Here is a 26,881-nt window from a genome sequence, read left to right on the forward strand (position 1 = left end):
AAATATGAAAAGAAATAACAATGACGGGAATAAATTAACGGCTTTCATTCTTTCCCCAGTCAATTTCGTTATCCAGCACTGCATCCAGATCTTCATAAATACAATCAAAGACAGCCGCTATATTTACTGAACCCACATTAGGTTGTGGCGTTTCATTTTTTGAATACAACAACTCTTTCATTAATTCTGAAATCAGCATGGCCCGATGGACTTTATCAACGCTCCGTTGTGATAAATTATATTTAGGTTTCATGCTATGCCCCCTGCGCAGGCAAACGCCCGGCAAAAAGCAGTATGTAATCTGCGGCATAACGGCGGCGGGCCGTCTTCTCATTCTCTGCGGTGATATGCAGCATGACAGGGCTAATTTTCTGTTGGGTGCGGTTGATCGCCGCAAAGATGTAGGTACACTTTGACGTAGCCATTGCGTTAGTTCCTCTAACATGATGGTCAGGCCCGGCTTGGTGTTGGTAGCACCTTGACGGGCCGCTGTATTTTGTCGGTACGCCGTGCTAACGTACGTACCTAACGAAAGACAGCTTATGAGGTTATGTACGTACGTGTCAACTATAAAACGAGATAAAAGCCCGAAAGGTGACGGTCTATCGCCAACATTCCAAATTCGTATCGCACCAGAACTGCGTGAACAACTTAATGCGGAAGCGGCTAAAGATGGCGTGAGCCTTGGCAATTGGTTTAAAGAGCTAGCCCGGCAGGAATTAAAACGCCGTGGCATAGAACCTAAAGCATAAATACTTTTGTCAGTAATATAACCGTATATATCCGAACCTATTTTATTGACGGAAATAACGGTGAATGAGATAGTCAAATCAGCATTAATTGAATTATTTGTCATTGTTATTTTCCGATAGAAGAGAACCATACCCGGCCCAGTAGCCGGGTATTTCTTATCTGTAATATAATAATTAACTTAGCGCTATTGCGGAAACCCAACCTTTACCGGCCATAATAGTGGCGTCTGATAAACTAAATTCCCTCGGCTTACTTATTTTTGCTTTAACACCACGTTTTGAAAAATAAGAACGGTTAGCACTAAAACGTAAGCGGTCAGTGCCAATGCTGGCGGGGCTATCAGTAACCGCCAGACCACTTAAATAAAAATGACCTTTGTCCTGAAAATCTTCTTCCACTTCGATGGAACAAAACAGTTTTTGCCCCAGTTCGTTATAACTCATCAATTTGGCCGTGGGCCGGATACGGGCATACAAATGAACAATGCCACTTTGCTTATCACTGCGTAGGGCCAGCACCTCGCCTAAATTATCCCGGTCACGTTTGTGCTCTTCCCAAATCAATGCGGTGTAAGTCCGTACATCATAGGTTTCAGCCATATCAAGCAGCCACTGCGATTCAATTTTGCGGCTATCAATGGTGGTTCCCTCGGTGGCAATACATATCCAGCCGGTAGTTAATTGCGAATCAGTCATTAGCTATCTCACTTCTTAACCAGAGTAATAGCAGCTTCATCTACGGCGGCATACAAGAAACCATTACCCAAGGCATAACCCTCATTGCGCAGGTAACTATGTTCGTAGGCGCTACGGTCTTCAACAAATTCAGCCCGAAAACGGCGGCTTCCTTTCTGTGTATAAATATGCAAATTGCTCAATGTCGTTACCGCCAAGCGTTTACCCGGCATAAATGGCGGGACAAAGGCAAAACGACCAGCAACCGACCCCATTAACATTTGTGCCGCTGCTGTATCTGCCGGGCGATCTGCGGCATTAAATAAACGTAGCCTTTCCGCTGCCGCCAGTTCTGCCCCCACCATGACCACTAAGCGGGGATCTTCCCGGTAGGCTTCAGGGATTTTTTCCGTAATTAAATGGTTAGCCAGTGCATCTAAATGTGGAAATTCGCCCCCCTCACCAAGGGTTAATTCATCAGTTATAACCTGAGATCCGTTATTAAAGTCTTTGGCTATCGTGTGCCAACCAATATTAACGTCCTCGCCTTTAGGGTTAGTAACGGGGTCTGATGGATAAGCAATTCGTTGACCATTTAACCCAATGCGTAACATATCCAATGAAATTGCCATACCAAAGAAATCAGAAACAGTCTGAGTAAAGTGCTCAATACCGCCAATATTGGCAATGGTGCTCATTCGCTCATAAGAGAGAGAAGCACAGGAATCAGTATCAGCCAGCGAATAATCAGAGCCTGAAACTTTCATTTCGCGATTAAAGCGGCCATCAATAGAGCGCCCGGTATATAAAGTGGATTCACCTATTTCAATACATTGCCCTTGCAACTCATCCACATCCAGCAACGTAATATTATTCATCATCCAGCCTGATTCCAGCATAGATATACGCAACTGATTTTCAGCCGATTCAGAAATTGAAAAACTCTTTTCATTATCGAATGCCTGACTAATACCGCCAATAAAATTGGCATGAAACTGCCCCGCCATAGCAGGAGGATTGACTCTGGCCATTAGTATTACCTTATATTATATAATTAAATTTTATTAACTATTAAAGTGGATTATTTATTGCTCGTTTTTTACTTGTTAGCCAGCTAGATTTATTTTTCATTAGACCAACAAAATCACCCAGTGACATTTTGCTTCTTATATTTTCAGACTCGATTTGATAATACTGTTTCTTTAATGCAGAAATTTCTTTCCCTCCGTTACTTAGTGAGTATTTATCTTTAGGCACAGTACATTTTTCTAATATATTTTTAAGCGCATATTCTAATTTATTTAGCTCCTTCCAAGCGTACTTGTGTGACGTTAATCCGCTGCTAGATCTATCCCCCTGATAGGTTTCCGATGGCAGTGAACCCATAGGGAGCAGCTCCAATACCTTACCTTTGAAGCCCTTACCCCCCTCACTCAGCATCTGCTCAACTTGCCCCCGCAGTAGCCCTAATAATCCTTTACGTGCTGAAACTGAGGCTTTAGTATTTTCTAACCTTAGCTTTGCATTCTCTACACGATCATTAAGATTAGACATTAACCCTCGAATATTACCATTATAACTGGATAAGCTACTGACTCCCCGCTGAGCATTATTTAGCTCAATATTGAGTTGTGAGATTTCATGCTCCACAGCTTTCACTTTTATTTCTTCTTGTTGGCAAATTTGTTGCCCACGCTCAATTAATATATTTATTTCGTAAGGTGTACAGTTTGCGCGAGGGGTTGCATAACCCGTTAATAATTCAAACTGTTCTAATAATGGAGCCATTTTCTTTAATCGATATATTTCGATTACCCGGATTGCATAGCCAGCATCACCCTGCTCAAGGGTAAATGGTATTGGCTGATATGTAGCAATAGTATTAATATCTTCATCGTATTTAGTTAGTGGCAGTTCTTTTAGCATCTCATTTCCCTCTTTGAAATATTTCCATCAATCCAATTAATTACTTCCCCCTCTACCCATGCAACGGATCTTTCTCCGATAGGGATATTATTAGGGAAGTTCCCTTCTTTCATCTTGAAATAAATAGTAGAACGCTTTAACCTGGTAATAGACATCACATCGGGTAACCGTATTAACCTTTTTGCCACATTATTTATGGCAATAGAATCCCGCTCCATAAAGTTATCCTTTAATAGACTTGTATAAATGTGTGAAGACACTATTAGACTTACATTTCCCCTAGCCGATGTAAATATAGGGTGAATGGACACAACCTAAATTAATACCAATAATTGCTTCTTATTTGTACACCTAATGGTGAATAAAGGTTAATGACAGTTAATAAGGGTTAAGAAGCTCTTTTGTAAATAAATGTAAAAGATAGAATTAAGAGCATTGGGTCAGAGATACTCTATATAGGTAGGCTAATAACATGAATATTGTGTTAGGTGTGACTATCTCGAATAAGAGAAAAATTTATGTATAAGGATACGTATAAGCAGATTAAGCAACATTAAAAATAAATATTAAAAACATATAATTAAGTAAACAGTTCGATTCCAGTCGGGGACACCATTAGCACTTCTTAGCACATCCCGCCAAGTCTATAAAACCCTGTTAAAACAACGATATCGACAAAGTCTAAACAATATGGATTTTCCAGAGAATCGAACTGGGTAGACTGCTTACGCTCCCTACTTTGAAGCTCAGTACAAAGAATGAACAATCAAGGTTGAAACACTAAAACAAAAATTGCCTAACGACTACCAGCAGTGGAAACACACAGAGTTTTTAGCTCATTTACTCCAGATAAAACATCACCAGCCAACCCATTCCCCTCACTATATGGACTTTGTCTTCACTTTATTCCTCGCTGGCATATAATAAATATTTATCATATATATCAATAAATAGAGTACAAATCTCCTCTATTTTTACCCATAAAACTCACTATTTATTACTCTCTGCTTGTCAATTTAGATATATCTAAAGGAGAGTCATTATGTTTGGTTTTTCAAAACGTGGTCATCATCAGGGCGGCGAACACCATGAAGGGCAGCGCCACTGTGGCGAAAGGATGCATCGCGGAGGTCGTCATCATATAACCGCTGAAGGCGCTGAAGCAGTAAGGGGCAGCAGGCGTGGTCGCGGTGATAAAATGCATCGCTTGTTCGAACATGGGGATTTGCGCATCGTCCTCTTAGCGCTGGTTGATAAAAAACCGAGCCACGGTTACGAGCTGATTAAGGCAATTGAAGAGGCGTCCTCCGGGCTCTATGTTCCAAGCCCTGGGGTTATCTACCCAACGCTAACCCTGCTAGAAGAGCAAGATTTTGTCACGCCAGTGGCAACCGGTAATGGCCGTAAAAGCTACCAAATCACTGATGCCGGTAAAGTTGAATTACAACAAAATCAACAGATGGTGGATGTGATTTTCTCCCGCTTGGCACAGGTAAATCGCCGGCCAGAAGGGAATCTGGCAGAAGGTATTTCTGATGCTATGCATCGCTTACGCCACATTCTACGTAGCAGTATGATGCGTTCTGATGTCGCACCAGAGCAGGTTTTACGCATTAACGCCGCACTACTGGCGGCGGTAGAAGTGATTGAAAAAGAGTTAGCACCGCCTTCGGCTACAACTGATGAAAAAGATCAGGAGAAAAGCTGATGCCGGGATATCGTTATCGCATCACCATTGAGCCGCTGACCGACCGCAAAGGTGACGCTATTGAGAAAGCCCCGCTAACGTTCGAAGCCGAGAATCATGACGAGATCCTCGGCATCATCGAACGGTTACAAATGCGGGAAGATATAGACTTCGGCAAAGAGAAAACCGCAGCATTTGCTCTCGGGCTGAAACTGTTTTCAGAAACGATGCTGGAGAACCGTAAACACCCGCTGTTTGCACCGCTGCGCACCGCATTTACCGATTTCATGATTCATCTGAAGAAAGGCCCGCACGATAGTAATGATAGTGCCGGGTAATACGTCATAAGGAGAAAATGGACCCGCTCCCGACTATATTTATCCACTGGGGATATCGGCTATAGACGATATCCCAGCAGATGACTTAATCCAAATCGGCACCGTTACTGGCAATAACTTTTTTGTACCAATAAAAGGATTTCTTTCTCTTACGGGCTAAAGAGCCCTTGCCCTGATCATCACGGTCAACATAAACAAAACCATAGCGCTTGCTCATTTCACCGGTAGAAGCAGAAACCAGATCAATACAACCCCATGAGGTATAACCCATTACCGGAATGCCATCAACAATGGCCTCCCCCATAGCTTTGATATGCTCACGCAAATAACTGATGCGATAATCATCTTCAATCTCGCCTTGCGGGTTAATTTCATCCTTGGCACCTAACCCATTCTCAACCAAAAATAGTGGTTTCTGATAGCGGTCGTACATCATATTCATGGTGATGCGTAAACCTAAAGGATCAATACCCCACCCCCATTCACTGGCCTCAATGTGAGGATTTTTCAGCGATTTTACGATATTCGCCGCACTGCTGTTATGGTCGTTCATATCGGCCGACGCACAGCGGGAGGCATAATAACTAAAGGAGACAAAATCCACTGTATGCTTGAGTATCTCGTCGTCACCCGTTTCAGTAACAATTGAAATCCCTTTCTCCCTGAAAAGCCGTTTGGTATAAGCCGGATAAGCACCTCGGGCCTGTACATCAATGAAAAACAGATTTTCACGGTCTTTCTCCAGCGCGGCCCACACATCCTCGGGTTTACAAGTGCGCGGATAAAAGTTCCCCCCCGCCAGCATGCACCCCACCTGATTATTCGGATTAACCTCATGGGCAATTTTTGTCGCCAAGGCACTGGCAAGCAACTCATGATGAGCAGCCTGATACTTTACTTGCTCCTGATTTTCCTGTTGCTCAAACACCAGCCCGGCGCCAGAGAACGGACTGTGCAGCAGGATATTAATTTCGTTAAAAGTGAGCCAGTACTTAACTAATCCATCAAACGCCGTAAAACATGTGCGCGCATAACGAGCGAAGAAATCAACCATCTTCCGGTTACGCCACGAGCCGTATTCTGTGACCAGATGCATGGGAACATCAAAGTGGCACAGCGTCACCAGTGGCTCAATATTGTACTTTTTACACTCGGCGAAAAGGTCGCGGTAAAATGCAATGCCCTGTGCATTCGGGGTTAACTCATCACCGTTAGGGTAAATCCGACTCCATGCGATTGAGGTACGAAATACGGTGAACCCCATTTCAGCCATTAACGCGATATCATCTTTATAACGATGATAGAAATCGATCGCTTGATGACTGGGATAAAACTCATCATCTCTTAGGGTAAAACGCTTCTCCTGCCCCAGCTTTACTGCCAAACGGTGTGGTCCATGAGGGATCATATCAACCGTCGTCAGCCCTTTTCCACCTTCAAAGCAAGCACCTTCGGCCTGGTTTGCGGCTAATGCGCCGCCCCATAAGAAACCGTCGGGAAATGTTGATACTGGCATTACATACCTCGTATTTAGTTAATTTTTACTGCGCTTGGCGCAACAGCAGAATGGGCGGTATCACTTTCGCTATTTTCAACCGGGATATCTTCAAAACCCAGCAACAGCGTGGTAATAAACGAAATCACGATGGCCAGAATCATCACACCAAACACCCATACGATACTCATTGGATTGGCCGGATCGAAGAACTGGACACTGGTAAATAATCCAGGGGACGCCATCGAATGACTTGCCAGCCCACCGATTCCGGCGACTGCACCACAAATAAAACCACTAATAAGACTGGCGATCAGCGGGCGTTTAAGACGCAATGCCACCCCATAAAGTGCCGGTTCAGAGATACCCGCGACAATCGCTGATGCGGCAGCAGCCAGCGCCGTTTGGCGCAATTCTGGGTTTTTGGTTCGCCATGCGACAGCCAACGATGAGCCACCCAGTGAAAGATTAGCGCCAATCTCTGATGGCATAACCATGCCCTCTTTGCCGGTCTCCGCAATGGTCTGAATAATGGTTGGGGTAAAGACACGGTGCATGCCGGTCATAACCAATAAAGGCCAGAGTGCCCCCATAATCGCTACCGAGAGCCAGCCCAGATAGTCATGAACGGTGTACACTAACGAAGAAATACCGCTGCCGATCCAAATTCCCAGAGGGCCAATAAACATGATGGCAATAGGCGCGGAAATCAGCACAATTAACATTGGTTTAAGGAAGTTTTTGGTCACCGCCGGTGTAATGCGATCCACCCATCTTTCAATATAAGACAGCAGCCAGGTCATACATAATGCCGGAATAACGGTATAGGTATACTTCACCGCCGTGACCGAAATGCCCATAAACTCAACTTGTTGGCCTTGTGCAGCTTTGGCCATTAAATCAATAAAGGCGGGATGAACCAACACCCCGGCAATGGCGATAGCCAGTGACATATTGGTTTTAAATTTGAGTGCGGCAGAAGCAGCAACCATAACCGGAAGGAAGAAGAACGCCCCGTCACCAATGACATTGAGAATAATCAGTGTCGATGAGCCTTTGCCAAAAACACCGGTCATATCCAGAATCATGGCCAACAGTTTGACCATTGAACCACCGATAATGGCAGGAATCAGAGGTGACATGGTGCCAATCAGCGCATCAAGGATCCCCGCTCCGATGCGTTTCAAGGTTATTTTATTTTTTTGCGGCAGCGTATTTTCAGCTACCAGGCCTTCCGGCAGCAGTTTTAGCACTTCAGCATAGGCATATGAAACGTTATTACCAATAATGACCTGACACTGGTTTTCATTGCGCACCACACCCAGCACACCGGTGATGGACTTCAACTTCGCCAGATCAACCGCACTATCATCGTTAAGCACAAAGCGTAAACGCGTCATACAGTGGGTCACCGCCGCGATGTTATTCGCCCCACCAATGGCATCGACTATCGATGCAGATACTGCGGCATAATTCTTTGACATGAGTAGCAACTCCCCGTAATGACGCACGCCGAGCTAAGCAAACCATTTGCCATCGAAGAGGGACTATCCTCACCAGCATGAATGGTAATTAGCTATTATATTCATAGTGTTATTTAAATATTACCTGCCGATACACCCTTGCTTTTAGTTATTATCAGGCAACTAGGTAACCGGTTCCACACGAGAATCTTAAATTACTGACTGCAATTCAATAGATGGAGTAATTAAATTCTTATTTTGTGATAACGATCAGCATTAATTAGGCGTGTTATTGTGCACGACAGTAGTTGTGAGCCTAAAGAACTGAGTATTGCCAGTCAGCCGCCAGTCTATAGCGCATGGGCCAGAACCCAATTGGAACAGCATGTCTACCCGCCCATAGGGTAAGTGAATATTGCTAACAGCCGTGCAGTTTCGAGGGCGAAAGGTATAGAATGACAATAATTTTCAACGGGTAGGAAAGACCTATGTCTACAATGCTAGAAGTGGCAAAAAAAGCAGGTGTCTCGAAAGCCACTGTTTCGCGTGTTCTGTCAGGCAAAGGCTATGTCAGTGAAGTGACTAAAGCGCAGGTATATAAAGCGATTGAAGAGAGCGGATATCGACCAAACTTGCTGGCAAGAAATCTGGCGACCAATAAATCACAATGCATTGGTTTGGTGGTGACCAATACTCTTTATAATGGTAACTACTTTAATGAAATACTGTCTCAAGCGGCCAAAAAATTAGAGAATAATGGCCGTCAACTGGTGCTGGTTGACGGGAAACACAGCGCGGAAGAGGAACAAGAAGCAATCCAATTCCTGCTCGACTTACGTTGCGACGCAATAATAATTTATCCCCGATTTTTAACTGTGGATGATATGGATCTTATTATTGATAAATATAAGCAGCCCATTATGGTGGTCAACAGAAAATTAAGAAAAAACCACAGCCACTGTACTTTCTGCGATCATAAAGGGTCCAGTTATAATGCGACAAAATATCTCATTGAGCGGGGCCATCAGGATATTGCATTTATCACCGGCTCACTGGATTCACCAACAGCGATTGAGCGCCTTTCTGGATATAAAGAAGCATTAAATGCATTTTCTCTTCCGCTGCGCGATAACCTTATTATTCAAGGAAAATGGACCCCGCTCAGTGGTGCAACTGCGGTAGAATCGTTATTAGCCAGCCAACAACCATTTAGTGCGATTATCGCCAGCAATGATGATATGGCAATTGGTGCCATGAAAAGATTAAATCAGGCAGGGATCAGCGTACCTGAAGCGGTCTCTCTTATTGGCTTCGACAATATCCCCATTGCACCTTTTCTAAGTCCATCGTTATCCAGTATTAAAGACCCCGTCAGCGGTATGATAAATGACGTCATTAATCGGCTAATTTCAATGCTGGACGGAGGATATTTATCAACTGAAAATATATTTCAGTCCGAACTGATTATCAGGGATTCAATCAGTGACGGGCCATATTTAAGCCAATTAGCGCTCAACCATCAATAAAGCGCCCAGTTCACTGGGCGTATATTGGGCATAGCAAGGGACAGCTGGTGTTTATAGCCCATCCTCTCGGCGATCACTGGCTATTGGTGGCACCGATGATGCTCTCTCAACCACAATACGGCGGACCTTATAGCCGGTGATACCCAGTATTAGCGTGACTATCGGCGCGGTAATATTAAATACCGCAAATGGCAGATAGCCCATGGTGGATACACCCAATACCGCCGCCATATAAGCACCGCAAGAATTCCAGGGAATCAACGGAGAGGTGACGATACCGGCATCCCCCACCAGGCGTGAGAGATTTTCAGGTGCTAACCCGCGTTTGGCAAATTCACCGTGGAATAACCGTGTTGGCAGCAATAAAGCAATATATTGATCACCCGCGACGATATTAAGCCCAATGGCCGTAGCAACCGCCGAAGCAAAAAGTTGCCCAACAGTTTTAGCCCGCAACAAAATCGGGGTTACCAGTTTATTAAGCAGGCCAAAGTCATCCACCATAATACCGAATGTCACTGCACCGATAATCAACCAGATAGTCAGCAGCATGCTGTCCATTCCCCCACGCGACAACAATGCATCCATCTGTGGAATACCGGAGTTCTCCTGAAAACCATTAGCCATCGCCAACCAAACGCCCTTCACCGCAGCAATGGGTAACGCGGTATCAGGTTCAGCAATAAAGCGCGCAATGGCCTGCGGCTGAATAAATGCTGCCATCACACCAGCCAATAACGCCGCGCTAATAATGGCCAACGGTGCCGGGACTTTACCGACGGATAATCCAAGCAAGAATACCAGTGGCAGTAAATTCCACGGCGTAATGTTGAATAACTCATCAAATCGGGCTAATTCGGCGTGCGTAATTGTGGCATCAAAGCTAGCTTGTTGATTGATACCCAATATGATGAATGCTACCAAAGCAACCAATGCGGCAGGAATTGTGGTCCAAAGTTGTGCCTGTATATGGCGATACAATTCAACACCATTCAACTGTGCGGCCAACACAGTACTTTCGGATAATGGCGAGATTTTGTCACCCACATAGGCACCAGAAATCACGGCACCTGCGGTTATCTCTGGTGAGACACCAATCATATTGGATAACCCAACCAACCCTACCCCAATGGTTCCCGCCGTTGTCCAGGAGCTGCCAATACTTAGAGAAACCCCGACACAAACAAGAAATGTAATGGGGAAAAACCAATTTGGTGTAATCAGAATAATGCCGTAATAAACTAAAGTCGGTATCGTCCCCGACATGTTCCAGGTCCCAATTAATGCACCAACAGCAAGTAAGATAAATATCGCGCCAACCACTGTTGATATTCCCTTACGCGTGGATTGGGCAATATCCTCCCATACATGACCATTCTTCATAATGATTACAGCGGTAATCATGGTGCAAAGAATAAGCGCGACCTGTAATGGTCCATTGACGGCATTGAGGCCAAACAGAGCGACAGATGCGCCGACGAGTAACACCAACGACAACATCGGAATAATGGCATCTAAATAGGAGGGAGGCTTGATAGTGCGCGTTTTTTTGGGAACATTGGCCATATATACCCCACAAACAATTAAATACGACTAGTGAGTCAGATCAATCTTTTAATGATGCTTGCACGCTACGGCTCGTTTTTTTAAGTATAGTCATTGGAAAGATATCTGATTAATTAGTTTAGCATTTAACGCCAGAAGTCAGCGCGGAGTAGCACCCAAAGAAAAGGAGCACAAGGCTCCTTTAGGTCAAACAACGACGGTATTGGTATCGCTCTGACTATTTGGCGCGAACACCTTCGACTGACAAAATCAGTTCGACTTCCTGTGATGCCGGGCCTAAATCAGTGGTGATATTAAAGTCTTTCAGCTTGATAGTACCATTTGCTTCAAAGCCAGCACGATAACCGCCCCAAGGATCACTACCTTGACCAGTCAACTTGCTTTCCAATGTCACCGGCTTAGTGACACCATTTAATGTCAGGTTACCCACGACCGAATAGCCTTCTGCATTTTTCTTAACGTCGGTCGACTCAAACGTTGCCTGTGGGAATTTACCGACATTCAGGAAATCTTTACTACGCAGATGTTTGTCACGCTCTGCATGGTTGGTATCAACACTATTGGTATTGATCACCACATTAACTTTATCAGCGGCCGGATTTTTCTCATCAAAAGTGAAAGAACCGTCAAAATCATTAAAACTGCCGTATAACCAGCTATATCCTAAATGTTTAATTCTGAATTCGATAAAGGCATGCTGCCCTTCTTTATCGATTTTATATTCGGCGGCTACGGCACTGCCTGCGGTAAACATCAGTGCACCTACAGCCAGGCCCAACAGGGTCTTATTAAACATATTTAATTCTCCATAATACAGTTGGTTAATCGGTGCTACGTCCCAGCATCCGCTTAAGGGTTACATCACCATCAATAAAGTGGTGCTTAATCGCGGCCAGTCCATGCAACAGTGAAAGCACGACGACTGCCCAAGCCAAATAGAGATGTACAGTTCCGGCAGTATCTGCCTGGTCAGGTAGATTGGTCAGTGTTGCAGGGACATTGAACCAACCAAATACATTGATTGGTTGCCCATCTGCTGTTGAGATCAAATAACCGCTGAACATGATACAAAATAGGACAATATATAAAATCAAATGCGCCAATATCGCGCTTACCCGAGTTAAGCGGCTATAACTCAATAAGGGTTTGGGGGGCGGCGAAATAAAGCGCCAAATCACCCGAAATAACATCACCGCAAACAGTATGCATCCGATGCTTTTATGTATTTCAGGTGCCTGATGATACCAGCCATCGTAGTAGCCCAGAGTTACCATCCATAAACCCAGGGCAAACAACGCATACACCGTAAATGCCACTAACCAGTGGATAGCAATAGTCATGCGCCCGAACTGCTCCCTGGTATTTTTCCAAAGCATAATGATTCCCTTTTGCTCAATTTACATAACAATAGTCAAACATTTCGAAACATAAAGTCAACACTTATTTTATATAAGATATATTTTCCCAACCGCCGTCAGTTATTTTGCGGGAGTCGATAATTACTCGGTCAGTTTAATTGTTGGACTTTACTTAACCTGACATAAGCACAGTAAGCAAGCAGGTAAATACAGCAGAAATAAAAGCGGTGAATTCATTAAATTAAGCATTTCCAGCGGGAAATAGCAGGAGTTAAAAGCAGAAATAATGCCATTACAAATATTTATAATGGCATTATTTGGAGTGGTATCCGTTGACCATTCTTATCTAACAGTAAGATAGAAGGCCATCAGGTTATACCGTAAAACCGAGATAGAGATAGATTGCCAAAACAATACTTGCAGTTGCAATGGCATAGGGCATTTGTGTTCGAATATGCTCAATATGGTCACAATCCGTCGCCATAGACGCCACAATGGCATCACCAGAGATAGGCGATGTCATGTCACCAAAAATAGAACCTGCAATGGCCGCACCAATCATATATTCCACTGGCATCCCCAAAGAAACCCCAAGCTGAACACCTATGGGGATCATAATGGCAAACGTGCCCCATGACGTCCCCGTAGCTAGCGACATAATTGCACTGATAATAAAAATAAAGCCAATTGAGAATCCAGGAGAAATAACACCGGAGGTGATAGTGGCAATATATTGCCCGGTATTGAGATCAGCAGAGACATTCCCCATCAAAAATGCCAATACCATTATTGAGCTGATTTTCACCATACTGGCGTAACCGATATACAACTCTTTAAAAAAGGATTCTATATTCAGGATCCGTCGCCCACAGAACCAAACAAAAGAAACCGTTGTCCCAAACATCACGGCGCTATATACCGACATAGAGCCGCTGCCTTTAGTGAAATCACCGTCCCCTGTAACATAAAGGGCAACCGGAACCGCAATAACTGTCGATAAGATAGGGATGAGGAAGTTAAGCAATGAATTACACGCCGGATGATCAATGACTTCATCTTTTTCTTTCTCAACGTGCAGATCCTGTTTGCTGATGTAATTCACTTCAGCCTTCTTCATCGGCCCCCAGGATGCCCCAGAGAAAATATAGAACAGCACTGACGCCAACGAGAACCATGCCATCAGATTCCACACCATCGATCTGGCCAGAATCTCAAAAGGCTGTCCATCGATGTACCCTTTGGCGATCTGGACACCGATGACCCCCATCATTGCCGCCCCCCAACCATTAATCATTGCTGAAGAACAGACCGATACACAGGAGGTTTGGACAATATAAGACATTTTCTCTGGTGATAGACCGTATCTTTTTGCCAGATCTTTGGTCGATGCACCGGCAATAAGTTGGTTGATCGAACTTTCAATGAAAATAATTGACGTAATCACCATCGCCAACAACTGCACTGCTTTTTTATTGGTAACAAACTGAGTTTTTTCTGTTAAGGCGCGAACTAAACTTCGAACGCCCCCGGTCACGACAATTAAGCGCATGATCCCGCCAATCATCACCATAAAAATAACGGTACGAGTATTCCCAGGAGAAGAGAACGTATCAATAATTCCATTTAAAGTGCCACTGATCCCTTGAAGTAGATTGTGATCATTAATAACCGTAAATCCAACAACTATCCCCATTAATAACGACAATATTACCTGCCGAGTAAAAATCGCCAAACAAATAGTTACCAGTGGAGTTATAATTGTCCACACGCTATAATCATGCATATGACTACCCTATTAATTATTGTATAAAGGAAAGGGCTTGCTCTGTGTCTGCTATTAAATCATTAATATCTTCGATACCGATTGAAAGCCGTAGTGTTGTATCGTATATGCCTATATTTTCCCTCTCTTCTTGAGACATTGAACCATGCGACATTGAAGCAGAATGGTTAACCATACTTTCAACACCCCCCAGTGATTCGGCTAAAACAAAATAATTTAACTTGGCAATAAAGGTTTTCACCGCTGTTATATCGCCTTTTAACCGGATACTGACTACCGCCCCGCCAGAACGCATCTGTTTTTTACATAATTGATATTGAGGATGAGATTCCAGACCAGGGTAATGCACATCCAGCACCTTAGGATGTTGCTCTAAAAACTGAGCAATTTTTAAAGCATTACTGCATTGACGTTCCATACGAACATCAAGTGTTTTCATGCCGCGCAATGCCAAATAGGCATCAAACGGCGAAGCAATTGCCCCAACGGTGGTTTTACAAAAATCCAGTTGGTCGGCAATATTCTGCACATTGGTAATAACTGCACCGCCAATTAAATCTGAATGCCCACCAATATATTTACTGGTAGAGAGCATAACAATATCAGCACCTAAAGTGAGCGGCCGTTGGTTCCAGGCACTGGCAAAGGTATTATCCACGCAGCTCATTATTCCCCTGCTTTTGGCAACCTGGCATACCGCTTCAATATCAACTAATTCCAACAGTGGGTTAGTGGGCGTTTCAATCCAGATTAAAGCTGTATTCTTCTGAATATGGCTATTTACTGACGCCAGATCGTTAAGATCGACATAACTGAATGTGGTGCCTGAAGTGTGTTTACGCAGACGTTCAAACAACCGATAAGTACCGCCATAGACCCCTTTCATTACTAATACATGGGAATCTTTAGGTAGCAACTCCAATATAAGTGCAGTTGCTGCCATACCGGAAGCGGTCGCTGTGGCATAGATACCACCTTCTAACTCAGCCAAGGCGGTTTCATACGCATATCTTGTCGGGTTACTGCAACGGGAATAACAAAACTCCCCTTCTTCGCCTAAATTGGGTTGAATGAAAGAACTGGCAGTAGTAATTGGTGGAAAAATAGCATTATTGCCCCGGTCAACTTGATCTCCGGCATGGATAACCAGAGTCGCGATCGATTTTGACTTATTCATTATTTGTCCCTTTAAATTTTTACGATAACCCACCGATCATTATTAATAATGACATTAGGCCACGCAGTTAAACCGTAATATTTATTTACGTGTCATTATACTGATAATTTCTTTATCTGTTTGCCTCATCGGCGATAACACTAATTTACATAAATTGTTGATAGAACCTTCAACATTACAAGAAACAATGCCATCACGCTCCCCTGCAACGCTATTTTGTTGTGCCATCAACACCGACTTAAATGCGCAGGCGGTGGCAGTAGACACTTTCATCGCACAACTATTTGATGCACCATCACAAATAATCCCACTGATATCACTGATCATATTACTGACCGCGTAGGAGATAGTCTGAAAATCTTGGGTCAATAACCAACTCATACCTGCCGCTGCGCCCATTGCTGCCGTTGAAGCCGCACACAATGCAGACAATCGGGTATAACGCATATGAATTGAAATTGCAGCCAAATGAGCCAATGCTAATGCCCTGGCCAGGGTTTCATCATCGGTATTTAGATGTCTGGCAAGTGTCACTACCGGCATTGTCACGGTAATCCCTTGATTACCTGAGCCATAATTTGACATCGCGGGTAAGGGTGCGCCTCCCATACGGGCATCTGACGCCGCAGTGGTGTTGATCAACATTTGGCTCAGTAAGTCAGTGCTGATAAAGCCGTTTTTCCTGGCCTGCGACAGCGCCCCACTCACGTTCAAACCATAGCTCTTCCTTTGCCCCTCATCAGAAAGCGCAGTATTAATCTCAGCACTTTTCAACATAAACATAATATCTTTAGCACCAACATCGGTCACAAATTTAAATGCGTCGTTAAGTGAAAATTCGGGTAGTGCGCCCTTTTCATTGTCGGTGATTAAGTCTCGGGCTAATATTTGTTTTATATTATTAATATATACTTGCGTGACATTGGTATGGCCACCTTGAATCACAACCCGGCAGTGTTCATCAAGGCTATATAACGTAATATCAATAAAAATAAAGTCCGCAGCATCTACTGCGTTTAAACACACTTTACCTGATTCATTGAACATATAAGCTTGGGTAATTTGTGCCGCAGTAATGTCTTTCAATACTTCTAAATCGGCATCCGCGTTACCGCCAATAGCCCCTATCGCCGCCGCAAGAGTTACTCCGCAATAAGTTGTTCCCGGGATAGTGACCCCCATCGCATTTTTATACAGATTCTCCGATATCTCCCCCGTTATTTTTAATATCGGTGCGTTGAGATATTTGGCAGCCACCGCAGCAGCATACGCAATAGCAATAGGTTCAGTACAACCTAATGAAAGTTTTACTTCTTTTCTCAACCAATCGAGCAACTGTTGATGCGTAATTTTTTGCATTTGAAATAATTAATCAGTGATTTTATTTATTTTTATCTTATGGTTTTAATGGGAGAAATACTTTTCATATTTTCCTGTTGTTTTTAATAGCTGGAGAATATTATTCTCTTTAATGAAAAATTAAAATACAGATAAATTTAATTAAAAATACATGAAATACAACAAGTTAAATAATTTACTTACCATAAGTACTACACCCAATGAGATACTAGTCACAAAACAATAAAGAGAATATTTTCCCCCTTGGGCGAGATTCTTTCTCTGAATCCATAAACCGCCGATTAAAAAGGCGAGTTAGCTACTGCCAACTCGCCTAAAATAAAACCTAAGCTATCACGATATTCTCGCTTCAACCTGTCCTAGTTTGATAACCCGTGCTACTGAGGAGACTGCTGCATGGTCCAGTTGAGCACTTGGGTGGCTAACTGGTCACTGGCCAGGCCAAAGGCCTGAATCACCTCATTCATCTCGCTACCTGTTATCGGTTGGCGAATTTCAAACTGGCGGGTCGCAATAATCCTACGGTCCGAAATTCTTACCAGCCGGGCATCAAAGCGGATCAGCACTTCGCTGCTACCAACATGATATACCCCTTGGAACGCAGACAAATCACCACTCAACTCCACATCAGCCTGTAGGCTGTCATCATCGCTACTGACTGCGCGGATTCGTCCATCACTACGGAACGCCTGAATAAGACGATTGCGCACCAGAATCGGCGCTGAATCACTCCAACGAGAGTTTTTATAAACTGCAATCTCCTGGCCCTGAGGCTGCACCGCTATGCGTGAGCTATTAAGAAACTGGTTCGTCGCCGGTTGTGAAACCCGTAATGACCAGTTTACTGTCTGCGCGCGCGGCGCACTCACTGCTGGTGGCACCGGCAGAAGATAAACTTGTGATACGGGGGCCGAGGGTAAAATGGTACAGGCAGAGAGCAGTATCGCCCCGCCAGATATCATCAACAGCCACACACGGCGGCCTGCATAGCGCATTAGATTAAGAGAGAGCATTAAGGCGTAAACTCCTGTGTTCTTTCACGGCCGCGCAACAAGGCCGCTGGGTTTTCTTCCAAACGAGAAACGGCGGCACGTAATGTCGCTAATGTTCTGCGCAGCTCATCCACAGCCGGCCCCAGCTCATTCATCCCTTGCATCCCGTTATTGAGTGAGGTTTTATTTTCATTCACCAATTTATTGAGGATGGTACTGGTATTTTGCAACGATGCCATGGTCTTGGCGGCATCATTGACCAGTTGTTTCCTCTGCCCATCCATTAAGCCGTTAGCATTACGCAGCAGGCGATTAGTTTGGGCCAGTGTCTCATTAGCCTGTATACTGGCCTGCGCCAACTGCTGCAACAGGGTACGAAGATCGCCACGTTGATCAGCCACGGTTTGAGTGACCAGCGCGAGATTATCCAGTGTCGTTATCAGGCGCTGCTGGTTATCCGGTGCCAGCAACTGGTTCAAGCGCACCAACACTTCATTAGCATTGGTCATGAAATTCTCACCGTTAGCCAGTAACTGACTCATCGGCGAAGGGGTGGCAATAATGATAGGAACATCGCCATCTTTGCCTTCCAACAACGGGCTGTCCTGGCTGCCACTGCTGAATTGAATATTTGAAGTGCCGGTAATACCCGCAACTGTCAGGCGGGCTTGAGTATCCTCGCGTATCGGAGTAGATGCAGAGACGCGGATACGTGCCCAAACCTTATTAGGATTCTCTCGGTCCAACCGCAATTGTGTCACCTCACCGACTCGAATCCCGCTGTACTGAACGGTGCTGCCCTGTGACAGGCCACTCACCGGTTCATTGAAAACGATATCGTACAATCTGAACTGGCGGTCAGAACCGGAATTTGTCAGCCATAGGCAAAACAGCAGCGCGGCACTCACCACAATAAGAGTGAACAAACCAATAACAACATGATGAGCACGGGTTTCCATATTACCACCTCTCTCCACTGTTAATTGCCGCTGCCTGATAAGCAGCCCGGCCTCGTGGGCCATGAAAATACGCCTGAATCCAGGCATCATCAGTCGCCGCAACTTTATCCAGAGTATCAACCACCAGCACTTTTTTCTGCGAAAGCACCGCCACACGATCACACAACGTATACAGCGTATCCAGATCGTGAGTTACCAAAAATACCGTCAGATTGAGGGCATCCCGCAGGGTGCGGATCAAACTGTCGAACGCCGCCGCACCGATGGGATCAAGGCCCGCTGTCGGTTCATCAAGAAACAGAATATCTGGGTCCAGCGCCAAGGCACGGGCTAACGCAACACGTTTGACCATGCCACCCGACAGTGATGCCGGATACTTACTGCCAGTGCCCGGCGGTAACCCGGCCAGTGCCAGTTTAACCTGAGCCAGACGCTCAGCCTCAGCCCGGGGTAACCCGGCGTTTTCTATTAATGGCAACGCCACGTTTTCGGTCACGGTTAGAGAGCTGAACAGTGCGCCTCGTTGAAATAATACGCCAAATCGGCGCTCGACCATGGAGCGGGATTGACCTGACAGTGTCATTAAATCTTCACCAAAAACATGAATTTGCCCGTCAGTCGGACGACGTAGCCCAACAATACTGCGTAACAGAACCGATTTACCAGTACCCGAGCCGCCAACCACGCCCAAAACCTCGCCGCGCTTAACATCAAGATTTAACCCTTGATGCACGCACTGTGCGCCAAAGCAGTTAACCAGAGAGCGAATTTGAATAATTGCATCTTGCGTCATTTGGCTCACCACCCCATTTCCATGAAAAATAGCGCTGCCACGGCATCAAGCAAAATCACCACAAAGATCGAATGCACCACACTGGTGGTGGTATGGACCCCGACAGATTCAGCGCTACCCGTCACTTTGAACCCCTCCAGACAGCCAATAATAGCAATCAGGAAAGCAAAAATAGGGGCTTTGCTTATACCCACCAGAAAATGCTGCAACCCATTACTGTTTTGCATAATCGACAAAAACATGGTTGGAGAGATATCCAGTGTTAAAGCGCACACCACCATGCCACCAAAAATACCACAAACCATACCAATAAAGGTCAGCATCGGCAGAGAAATCAATAGTGCCAAGACGCGCGGTAGCACCAGCAATTCGACCGGATTCAAGCCCAGCGTCTGGATAGCATCAATCTCTTCATTGGCTTTCATCAAGCCAATTTCAGCGGTAAAAGCACTGGCTGTCCGCCCTGCCATCAGGATAGCGGTAAGCAGTACCGCAAATTCACGTAAAAAAGAAAATACCACCAAATCGACGGTAAAAATGCCCGCGCCGAAGGTAGTGAGTACGGTGGCACCGAGAAAAGCGATAACTGCCCCCACCAAAAAGGTGAGCAACATAATGATCGGTACAGCATTGAGGCCAATCTGTTGAATATTGGCAATTAATGAGGTAATGCGCCAGCGTGAGGGCCGAAAGAGTGTTCCCAGCAAGGTTTCCAGCGTCAGGCCAATAAAGCCCAATAGTGACTTAATATCTTGCCATAAGTTATCTACCGAACGGCCGGTGTTAGCCAGCATCTCCAGCCAAAATCGTGCGGGTTTTTCTGACGGCTCAGGCGCTAAGTCAGGCAATACATGGCTTACCGTTTCAAGTAAGGTTCGCCGTTCTTCTGGCAATTTAGGCGCAAGTTCGCGTAAATTTGCCACACGATCCTCACCCATAAGTAGAGCTAGCAACGTTGCACCGGCGGTATCTAACGCCCCGAGTTGGTTGAGGTCAAATACTACGCCACTGGGCATATTCGCGCGCAACTGCGCCACTTGGGGTTCCAAAAAGCGATAATGCGCCAGTACCCAATCCCCCCTGATATACACTATGGGAGGCTGAGCCGCGCTATCGAGATCAAGTTGTACGGAGGACGTTTGCTCAGTCATTGCTCAGACCTTACCTATTTCAAACCCTAATGTTTCAAACCCTAAATAGGTATATCACACAGTTAAGTAAGAGTAATGACTGTTTAATTAATGAAGTGTTAACCACCCGCTAATCAGTGAGGTGTGGCACTCTGTTTGCCCAATTGCCGTATTTTCTTCCCCGGCAGGGTAAACCACACCACCACCGCCAGCAGAATTAACAGTGCGCTGGCAGTACCTAATACCAAACTATGCGAGGCAGAAAAGGCAAGTTTGGCGCTGGTCAGTAGATGCTCATTCCCACCAAGGCTATTGACCACCTGAATAGTTTCACTGATAGAAGCACTGGCCTGCTCAACCAGATCAGCAGGTAAATCTGCTGGTAATTCAATAGACGCGGTATAGGCCCGCGATAACATCAAACCAAATATTGCCACCCCGAATCCCGCCCCCAGCTCATAAGCCATACCCTCAACCGCCCCTGCCACACTGGCTTTTTCCGGGGGAGCCGCACTCATAATCGCCGCAGTAGAAGCTAATAACGAGGCTTCAATACTGAACCCCAGCACTATCATCCATCCCCATGCCAGATAAACTTGCGTGGCAAAATCGGTCCAGGCCAGGCCGAGAAAACTCAATGAGCTAAATGCAATACCCGCGCTTGCGACGGTACGTAACCCCAATTTAGCCACCAGCCAACCGGATATCGGCCCGCTAACACCACTGGCAATCATCAATGGCATTAGAAATATACCCGCTTCGAGTGGGCTTTTACCTAACACAAACTGCAATTCCTGTGTCAGCAGCAATTCAAAACCAACCAGCGTTATCATTGCCGTCATGGCCATTGCCATACCAACAGCGATCACCCGCTGGCTTATCAGGCGAAAATCGATCATTGGAGCTGTCGTTGATAACTGGTGACGAACAAAAGCAAACAGCATCGCGCCCCCGATACACGCGGTTAGGAAAGTTACCCTCATATCTCCCCCGCCGCGCAGCCCGGTTTTCGCCGCATAGACCAGCAATAGGATCGCAGTAATCAATACCAGTGCCGGAGCCAATCTCCATGACTGTTCCACCCGCACTGGCTGGCTCGGTATAACCAGCAGCGTGGCAATAACCACTGCAATAATAATAGGGATATTGATCAGGAAGACTGAACCCCAGTAGAAATATTCCATCAATAATCCACCAACCAGTGGCCCCATCGCGGCACCCGTCGTTCCGATGGCAACCCATATCCCCAGCGCCAATGCCCTTTCTCGTTCATCGGTAAAGATATGGCGCACCGCCGACAAGGTTGCCGGCAGGATCATCGCCGCACCTATCGCCAAGAAAGCGCGTGCCGCAATGAGCGCGGCAACCGATGGTGCAAGAGCCGCCGCCAGTGAAGCAAGCCCGAACAGTACCGACCCCAACAACGCCAACCGTTTGAAACCGATGCGATCCCCCAGCGCCCCCATTGGCAGCAGCAAACAGGCCATAACCAGTGAGTAAATATCAATAATCCACAGCAATTCACTGCCCGTGGCTGACAGTGCAATACCCAGCCGTGGGGCGGCCACATGTAATACAGTTGCATCAATAGAAACTGGGAGATACATCAGAATAATAACGTAGAAAATCATCCACTTTTTAGACATACAAAACGCTCAAATAAGGCATATATTAATGTTGAACACCTGTTCAATATGTCAATAATAGCGGAAAGTTGAACTAGCGTCCAATTCATCACATAATGGCTGAAACACTAATAAGTCAGATAAGGAGTCTCTTTGGCCTATTTGAACCGTGAGGAACGCCACGACACCCTTTTGCAGGCTGCGATGCGTGTCGCGATAAGTGAAGGGATGGCGGCAACCACTGTACGTCGTGTTGCCAGCGAAGCCGGCGTGGCTGTTGGGCAAGTTCATCACCATTTCACATCAGTCTCACGACTACGCGCAGATGCTTTTCTACTCTTAGTTAAACAGTCGTTATCTGCTTTTGCGCTAAACAGTCAAAACTTACCTGCCGTTGAACGGATACAGCAAGTGTTGGGCTATCCACAAGATGAAGCCGGCCGAAGAGAAACCCGGTTGTGGAATGAAATTTCAATGCTAGCCGAGCGCGATGAACTTATTAAGGAAGCCTATGCGGCGTCGATGTCAGACTGGCATGCGGCTACCGTGGCGGTGATCCATACCGGCATTACCTGCGATGAATTTCGCTCAGATATCAATGCCAGTGATGTTGCCTGGCGGCTGATCGGGCTGGTGTGCGGTCTGGATGGTCTAACCCAGTTTACCGAGTTAGGTTTTTCAGAAGCAGAAATCTTGCGCCATCTGGCCGCAATGATGAGAAGCGAGTTATTGAAAAACCATTAATAGATTCTCACCTTGGCCGGTACTTAACTCAGAGAGTTTTCCCTGATAGGACAGGCTATAATGATTATCTGATTCCTCAAATCCCCAACGTCATTGGCGTGGCAGCACAGCAACCAATCCCGATGAGCTGACAGAGGTTAGCAATTCAGGTGATAAACATGCCGGGAGCAGCTAACGTCAAGGAAGAAGGGACATATTATAAAGTACATAACATGACTAAACAGACTCCTGTCGCCGACAGTATTTATTACAACGGCACAATTTATACGGCAGATGCTGATAATACGGTTTGCAGTGCCATCGCCATCGGCCAGGGCTATATTCTGGCCACGGGCGGTGAGGAGATCAAACAGCAATTCGCTAGCGCGCATACTCAACTTATCGATCTGGCGGGTAAGTTTATGATGCCCGGCCTGATTGACAGCCATATGCACCCGTTTTGGGGCGGGAAACAACTGATTGGTTGTAACCTCAATTACGCTGCGCTAAGTGTTGAACAGACACTGGATATTATCCAGCAACACCTCGATAGCGATCCTTTTAACGGTGAAAATGACTGGCTGACCGTGCGCGCCTGGCAGCGTCAGGCGATGACACCCGTCGGCGCTGATATGAGCCGAAAGGCCTTGGATTCGCTCAATACCTGCCGTCCAATCGCATTGTTCTCCAATGACTGCCACACGCTGGCGGCCAACAGCCGCGCGCTGGAATTGCTGGGTATTGATGAACACACCCCAGTACCGCCAGATGGCAAAATTGCCCGCGATACCCACGGTAAATTGACCGGTATTTTGGAAGATGCGCCCGCCATGCGCGCCTTTGACAGTATCCCCTCCGCCACAGCGGAAAAGAATGTGCAAATTGCGGCCCATGTGCAGCAAGTACTTAATGCGCAAGGTGTCACTACCGTGATGGATACTCGTGTTTTTGCCGAACAGTTACTGGCTTTCCGTCGCTTGCATGAACGTGACGCATTAACCTTACGGGTACTGGGTGCTAAAGAAGTGACCCCTGATAGCCTGCAAGGCCCACAGGACGCCGCTCGCGTGGTACAAGAGGTGCTAGAGTTCGCCCGCCAATGGGGAAGCCACGCATGGACACCCGCACCGAGTTTCGCCGTCGATCACCTGAAATTGTTTATCGACGGGGTATTGCAACCCCCAACCATGACCGCTGCATTACTGGAGCCGTATCGTGCCAACCAGGGTTCAGCACAACAACCTGACTGGCAAGATACCGAGCGCTATGGCGACCTCTATTTTAGCGCGTCAGTAGTCAATGCCGTGATTCTGGAGTGCGCCCGCGCAGGTCTTCATCCACACACTCATACCGTGGGTGATGGGGCCATCGAGATGGTGCTGGATGCAGTGGAACAGATGCGCGCCGCCTTGCCGGGCAAAGATATCCGCCCAGGATTAGCACATAACGAGCTGGTTGCCCCCCATCAATATGATCGTTTTGCCAAACTGGGAGCAACAGCAGTGCTTTCCTTCCAGTGGGCCGGCTTACCGGGGGTACTAATTGATGAAGAGCGTGAGATGTTGGGCGAGGCCCGTTTCCTGCATATGGAGCCCGCAGCACGCTTCCTTGATGCTGGCGCACGTATTGCGTATGGCAGTGACTGGCCCATTGACCGGCTAGATGAATGGTACAACCTGCAAGTGGGTATGACCCGTCGTGCATGGGATCTCGACGGTCATCCGGCTGGCCCACGGCTGGATAATGATCGTGACCTGACGCTGATTGAAACATTACGTTCTGCCACTATTGATGCCGCTTATATGATTGCCAAAGAGCAATATATCGGCTCACTGGAAGCAGGGAAGTTCGCCGATATTATCATTCTGAAAAATAACCTGTTTGAGCAGTCGCCAAACGCTATTTACCAGACACAGGTGGACTCTACGCTGATCGGCGGTAATGTGGTTTATCAAGCCTAGTGAATGCCCCGCATCATTGATTCACGTCGGTGATGCGGGGGGCAAATCTGTCAGGAGCAGAGTTGAGCACGACAACATAGGCTAAGAAGGAAGTCATTGGCGTTACAGCGACCCTTATGTCAAAATCCGCTCCTTTATGTTCTATAGCTGCATAAAAATGCAGCGTAACGGTGCTTTTTCTCACCAGGAGATGATACGGTAATGCCACAAAATATTCAGTTGCGCAGAGTGCTTAAAACCCCCGCGCTGGTCGCTTTCGGGCTTGCCTATATGGTGCCTTTAGGCGTATTCACTACCTATGGACAGGTGACCGTATTAAGTCAGGGGCATTTGCCCGTTGCCTATCTGGTGACTGTTGCTACCATTCTGTTTACCGCCCTCAGTTATTGCCGGATGACCAGCGCCATGCCGCTGTCTGGCTCCGCCTATTCCTATGTTCAGCGTAGTTTTGGCGGGAAAACCGGTTTTCTGGTGGGTTGGGCGCAAATTTTGGATTATCTGTTCCTGCCAATCCTTAATTATTTAGTTTTAGGCATTTTCTTGCATGAGGCATTTCCGGCTATTCCCGCTCCGGTATTTATTATTGCGTCTATCATCAGTGTCAGTCTGCTTAATATTCTGGGCGTGCGTTTACTCACCTCAGTTAATTTCTCGCTGATCGCAGCACAGATGGTCTTTATCATATTATTTATTGCGCTCTCTTTCAGTCAGGCCGATTTAAGCCCGGAAGCGTTAATGAAGCCACTTCTGGTGAATGCCGGTGACCTATCCGGGTTACTCTCTGGTGCGGCAGTGCTCTGTTTGGCCTTCCTCGGTTTTGATGCCATCGCGACTATGGCCGAAGAGGCGCACGACGCCAAACGCACTCTGCCACGGGCCATTCTCTTTACGGTGATCAGCGCCGGTGCTATTTTTATCGCCGTTTCCTATGCTGCCCATTTGGCCTATCCCGATTGGAAATTGTTGATTCCACATCAGGATACCGCCAGCCTGATTATCTCCGAGCATGTCGGTGGTAAGTGGATGTATAACTTCTTTATGGCCACCTATTTGACCGGCGTTTATGCCTCCGCAATGACCGCGCAGACCAGTGTGTCACGTATTTTCTATGCCATGGGGCGTGAAGGTGTACTGCCACGCAAAGTGTTCTTTCATCTGCATCGCAAATTCCACACACCGTGGCGGGCCATTTTATTCGTTGCCACCATCTCGCTGCTGGCCCTGTTCCTTGACCTGAACTTAGTGGTATCGATGATAAGCTTTGGTGCCCTCGGTGCCTTCACCTTTGTTAATTTGAGTGTGATAAAGCATTTTATTATCAATGAGAAACGCCGCGGTACTGCGGCTATGTTTAAGTACGGGCTATTACCCATGATGGGATTCGTCATGTCGGTGTGGCTGTGGGTTCACCTTGAGCAACGGGCGCTTGAAGTCGGCTTATTGTGGCTATTGGCAGGCTTTATCTACTTGCTGTGGCTGACTCGCGGCTGGCGTAAATCGCCGCCATCCGTTAATCCAGATGATATTTCACACCTGTTGTAAGAAGCACCAACCACTAATAGAAAAGGGCCACATCGTAACATGTGGCCCTTT

General features: G+C 46.2%; 26 protein-coding genes. 7 read left to right on the forward strand and 19 right to left on the reverse strand.

Annotation, left to right across the window (positions count from 1 at the left end; all coding sequences use genetic code 11):
• Positions 1 to 34: 34 nt before the first annotated feature.
• Positions 35 to 253, reverse strand: coding sequence for a hypothetical protein (locus ACWJJO_RS15615; protein WP_481091223.1), 219 nt, complete (start codon positions 251 to 253; stop codon positions 35 to 37).
• A 1-nt stretch (position 254) separates the two neighbouring features.
• Positions 255 to 425 carry a host cell division inhibitor Icd-like protein gene (locus ACWJJO_RS15620; RefSeq protein ID WP_481091224.1) on the reverse strand — a complete coding sequence of 57 codons (171 nt, stop codon included), beginning with the start codon at positions 423 to 425 and terminating at the stop codon, positions 255 to 257.
• 135 nt (positions 426 to 560) lie between these two features.
• Between ACWJJO_RS15620 and ACWJJO_RS15625 the strand changes: the two genes are divergently transcribed.
• Positions 561 to 752, forward strand: a complete 192-nt coding sequence (locus tag ACWJJO_RS15625) for a toxin-antitoxin system HicB family antitoxin (protein WP_004703800.1) — start codon at positions 561 to 563, stop codon at positions 750 to 752.
• 174 nt (positions 753 to 926) lie between these two features.
• Here the strand turns inward: ACWJJO_RS15625 and ACWJJO_RS15630 are convergent, their stop codons facing one another.
• The 4 genes from ACWJJO_RS15630 to ACWJJO_RS15645 are packed head-to-tail and all read right to left on the reverse strand — an operon-like array spanning position 927 to position 3,571.
• Positions 927 to 1,448, reverse strand: a complete 522-nt coding sequence (locus ACWJJO_RS15630) for a GPO family capsid scaffolding protein (RefSeq protein WP_023160818.1) — start codon at positions 1,446 to 1,448, stop codon at positions 927 to 929.
• A gap of 8 nt (positions 1,449 to 1,456) precedes the next feature.
• A complete protein-coding gene (locus ACWJJO_RS15635; RefSeq protein ID WP_481091225.1) occupies positions 1,457 to 2,458 on the reverse strand; it encodes a P2 family phage major capsid protein in 1,002 nt (333 codons plus the stop codon).
• A 40-nt stretch (positions 2,459 to 2,498) separates the two neighbouring features.
• On the reverse strand, positions 2,499 to 3,353 hold the full coding sequence (locus ACWJJO_RS15640) for a hypothetical protein (RefSeq protein WP_481091226.1): 855 nt from the start codon (positions 3,351 to 3,353) through the stop codon (positions 2,499 to 2,501).
• Complete coding sequence (locus ACWJJO_RS15645; RefSeq protein ID WP_481091227.1) at positions 3,347 to 3,571, reverse strand: AlpA family phage regulatory protein; 225 nt, start codon at positions 3,569 to 3,571, stop codon at positions 3,347 to 3,349. The genes ACWJJO_RS15640 and ACWJJO_RS15645 overlap by 7 nt, the downstream gene beginning before the upstream one ends.
• An 824-nt stretch (positions 3,572 to 4,395) precedes the next feature.
• Here ACWJJO_RS15645 and ACWJJO_RS15650 point away from each other — a divergent pair.
• Together ACWJJO_RS15650 and ACWJJO_RS15655 are read left to right on the forward strand one after the other, a co-directional pair.
• Positions 4,396 to 5,061, forward strand: a complete 666-nt coding sequence (locus ACWJJO_RS15650; RefSeq protein WP_083158194.1) for a PadR family transcriptional regulator — start codon at positions 4,396 to 4,398, stop codon at positions 5,059 to 5,061.
• The gene (locus tag ACWJJO_RS15655; RefSeq protein WP_372559531.1) at positions 5,061 to 5,378 is read left to right on the forward strand and encodes a DUF3861 domain-containing protein; all 318 of its coding nucleotides are present in this window, start codon (positions 5,061 to 5,063) and stop codon (positions 5,376 to 5,378) included. Before ACWJJO_RS15650 ends, ACWJJO_RS15655 begins: the two co-directional genes overlap by 1 nt.
• Before the next feature lie 85 nt (positions 5,379 to 5,463).
• Here ACWJJO_RS15655 and ACWJJO_RS15660 read toward each other — a convergent pair whose 3' ends face one another.
• Together ACWJJO_RS15660 and ascF are read right to left on the reverse strand one after the other, a co-directional pair.
• Positions 5,464 to 6,894, reverse strand: a complete 1,431-nt coding sequence (locus ACWJJO_RS15660; protein ID WP_083158192.1) for a 6-phospho-beta-glucosidase — start codon at positions 6,892 to 6,894, stop codon at positions 5,464 to 5,466.
• Positions 6,895 to 6,908: 14 nt separating this feature from the next.
• Entirely contained in the window at positions 6,909 to 8,357 is a 1,449-nt protein-coding gene (ascF, locus tag ACWJJO_RS15665) for a PTS cellobiose/arbutin/salicin transporter subunit IIBC (RefSeq protein ID WP_193784621.1), read from the reverse strand.
• A 467-nt stretch (positions 8,358 to 8,824) separates the two neighbouring features.
• Between ascF and ACWJJO_RS15670 the strand changes: the two genes are divergently transcribed.
• Complete coding sequence (locus ACWJJO_RS15670; RefSeq protein ID WP_083158190.1) at positions 8,825 to 9,862, forward strand: LacI family DNA-binding transcriptional regulator; 1,038 nt, start codon at positions 8,825 to 8,827, stop codon at positions 9,860 to 9,862.
• 51 nt (positions 9,863 to 9,913) lie between these two features.
• Here ACWJJO_RS15670 and ACWJJO_RS15675 read toward each other — a convergent pair whose 3' ends face one another.
• The 11 genes from ACWJJO_RS15675 to ACWJJO_RS15725 form a co-directional block, all read right to left on the reverse strand.
• Entirely contained in the window at positions 9,914 to 11,428 is a 1,515-nt protein-coding gene (locus ACWJJO_RS15675) for a Na+/H+ antiporter NhaC family protein (protein WP_481091228.1), read from the reverse strand.
• A gap of 217 nt (positions 11,429 to 11,645) precedes the next feature.
• A complete protein-coding gene (locus ACWJJO_RS15680) occupies positions 11,646 to 12,224 on the reverse strand; it encodes a YceI family protein (protein WP_083158188.1) in 579 nt (192 codons plus the stop codon).
• A 25-nt stretch (positions 12,225 to 12,249) separates the two neighbouring features.
• Positions 12,250 to 12,804 (reverse strand): cytochrome b, encoded by a 555-nt coding sequence (locus ACWJJO_RS15685; RefSeq protein WP_420072867.1) that lies wholly within the window; start codon positions 12,802 to 12,804, stop codon positions 12,250 to 12,252.
• A gap of 355 nt (positions 12,805 to 13,159) precedes the next feature.
• Positions 13,160 to 14,569, reverse strand: coding sequence for a Na+/H+ antiporter NhaC family protein (locus ACWJJO_RS15690; protein WP_481091229.1), 1,410 nt, complete (start codon positions 14,567 to 14,569; stop codon positions 13,160 to 13,162).
• Positions 14,570 to 14,585: 16 nt separating this feature from the next.
• The gene (locus ACWJJO_RS15695) at positions 14,586 to 15,746 is read right to left on the reverse strand and encodes a trans-sulfuration enzyme family protein (RefSeq protein ID WP_442850763.1); all 1,161 of its coding nucleotides are present in this window, start codon (positions 15,744 to 15,746) and stop codon (positions 14,586 to 14,588) included.
• Between the two features lie 81 nt (positions 15,747 to 15,827).
• Positions 15,828 to 17,105 carry an L-cysteine desulfidase family protein gene (locus tag ACWJJO_RS15700; protein ID WP_083158184.1) on the reverse strand — a complete coding sequence of 426 codons (1,278 nt, stop codon included), beginning with the start codon at positions 17,103 to 17,105 and terminating at the stop codon, positions 15,828 to 15,830.
• Positions 17,106 to 17,482: 377 nt separating this feature from the next.
• Positions 17,483 to 18,100, reverse strand: a complete 618-nt coding sequence (locus ACWJJO_RS15705) for an ABC-type transport auxiliary lipoprotein family protein (protein ID WP_442821424.1) — start codon at positions 18,098 to 18,100, stop codon at positions 17,483 to 17,485.
• Positions 18,101 to 18,117: 17 nt separating this feature from the next.
• On the reverse strand, positions 18,118 to 19,056 hold the full coding sequence (locus ACWJJO_RS15710; protein ID WP_481091230.1) for an MlaD family protein: 939 nt from the start codon (positions 19,054 to 19,056) through the stop codon (positions 18,118 to 18,120).
• 1 nt (position 19,057) lies between these two features.
• Entirely contained in the window at positions 19,058 to 19,849 is a 792-nt protein-coding gene (locus tag ACWJJO_RS15715) for an ABC transporter ATP-binding protein (RefSeq protein WP_193784620.1), read from the reverse strand.
• 5 nt (positions 19,850 to 19,854) lie between these two features.
• Complete coding sequence (locus ACWJJO_RS15720) at positions 19,855 to 21,000, reverse strand: MlaE family ABC transporter permease (protein ID WP_372569413.1); 1,146 nt, start codon at positions 20,998 to 21,000, stop codon at positions 19,855 to 19,857.
• A gap of 113 nt (positions 21,001 to 21,113) precedes the next feature.
• Positions 21,114 to 22,625: a SmvA family efflux MFS transporter gene (locus ACWJJO_RS15725; protein ID WP_372569414.1), complete on the reverse strand. Its 1,512-nt coding sequence runs from the start codon at positions 22,623 to 22,625 to the stop codon at positions 21,114 to 21,116.
• 132 nt (positions 22,626 to 22,757) lie between these two features.
• Between ACWJJO_RS15725 and ACWJJO_RS15730 the strand changes: the two genes are divergently transcribed.
• The 3 genes from ACWJJO_RS15730 to ACWJJO_RS15740 all read left to right on the forward strand — a co-directional run bounded on the left by ACWJJO_RS15730 (position 22,758) and on the right by ACWJJO_RS15740 (position 26,830).
• A complete protein-coding gene (locus ACWJJO_RS15730) occupies positions 22,758 to 23,348 on the forward strand; it encodes a TetR family transcriptional regulator (RefSeq protein ID WP_083158179.1) in 591 nt (196 codons plus the stop codon).
• Between the two features lie 212 nt (positions 23,349 to 23,560).
• Positions 23,561 to 25,288 carry an amidohydrolase gene (locus ACWJJO_RS15735; protein WP_442848328.1) on the forward strand — a complete coding sequence of 576 codons (1,728 nt, stop codon included), beginning with the start codon at positions 23,561 to 23,563 and terminating at the stop codon, positions 25,286 to 25,288.
• Positions 25,289 to 25,489: 201 nt separating this feature from the next.
• Positions 25,490 to 26,830, forward strand: coding sequence for an APC family permease (locus ACWJJO_RS15740; protein WP_083163522.1), 1,341 nt, complete (start codon positions 25,490 to 25,492; stop codon positions 26,828 to 26,830).
• Positions 26,831 to 26,881 lie beyond the last annotated feature (51 nt).

This window comes from Yersinia antarctica, assembly GCF_056636475.1.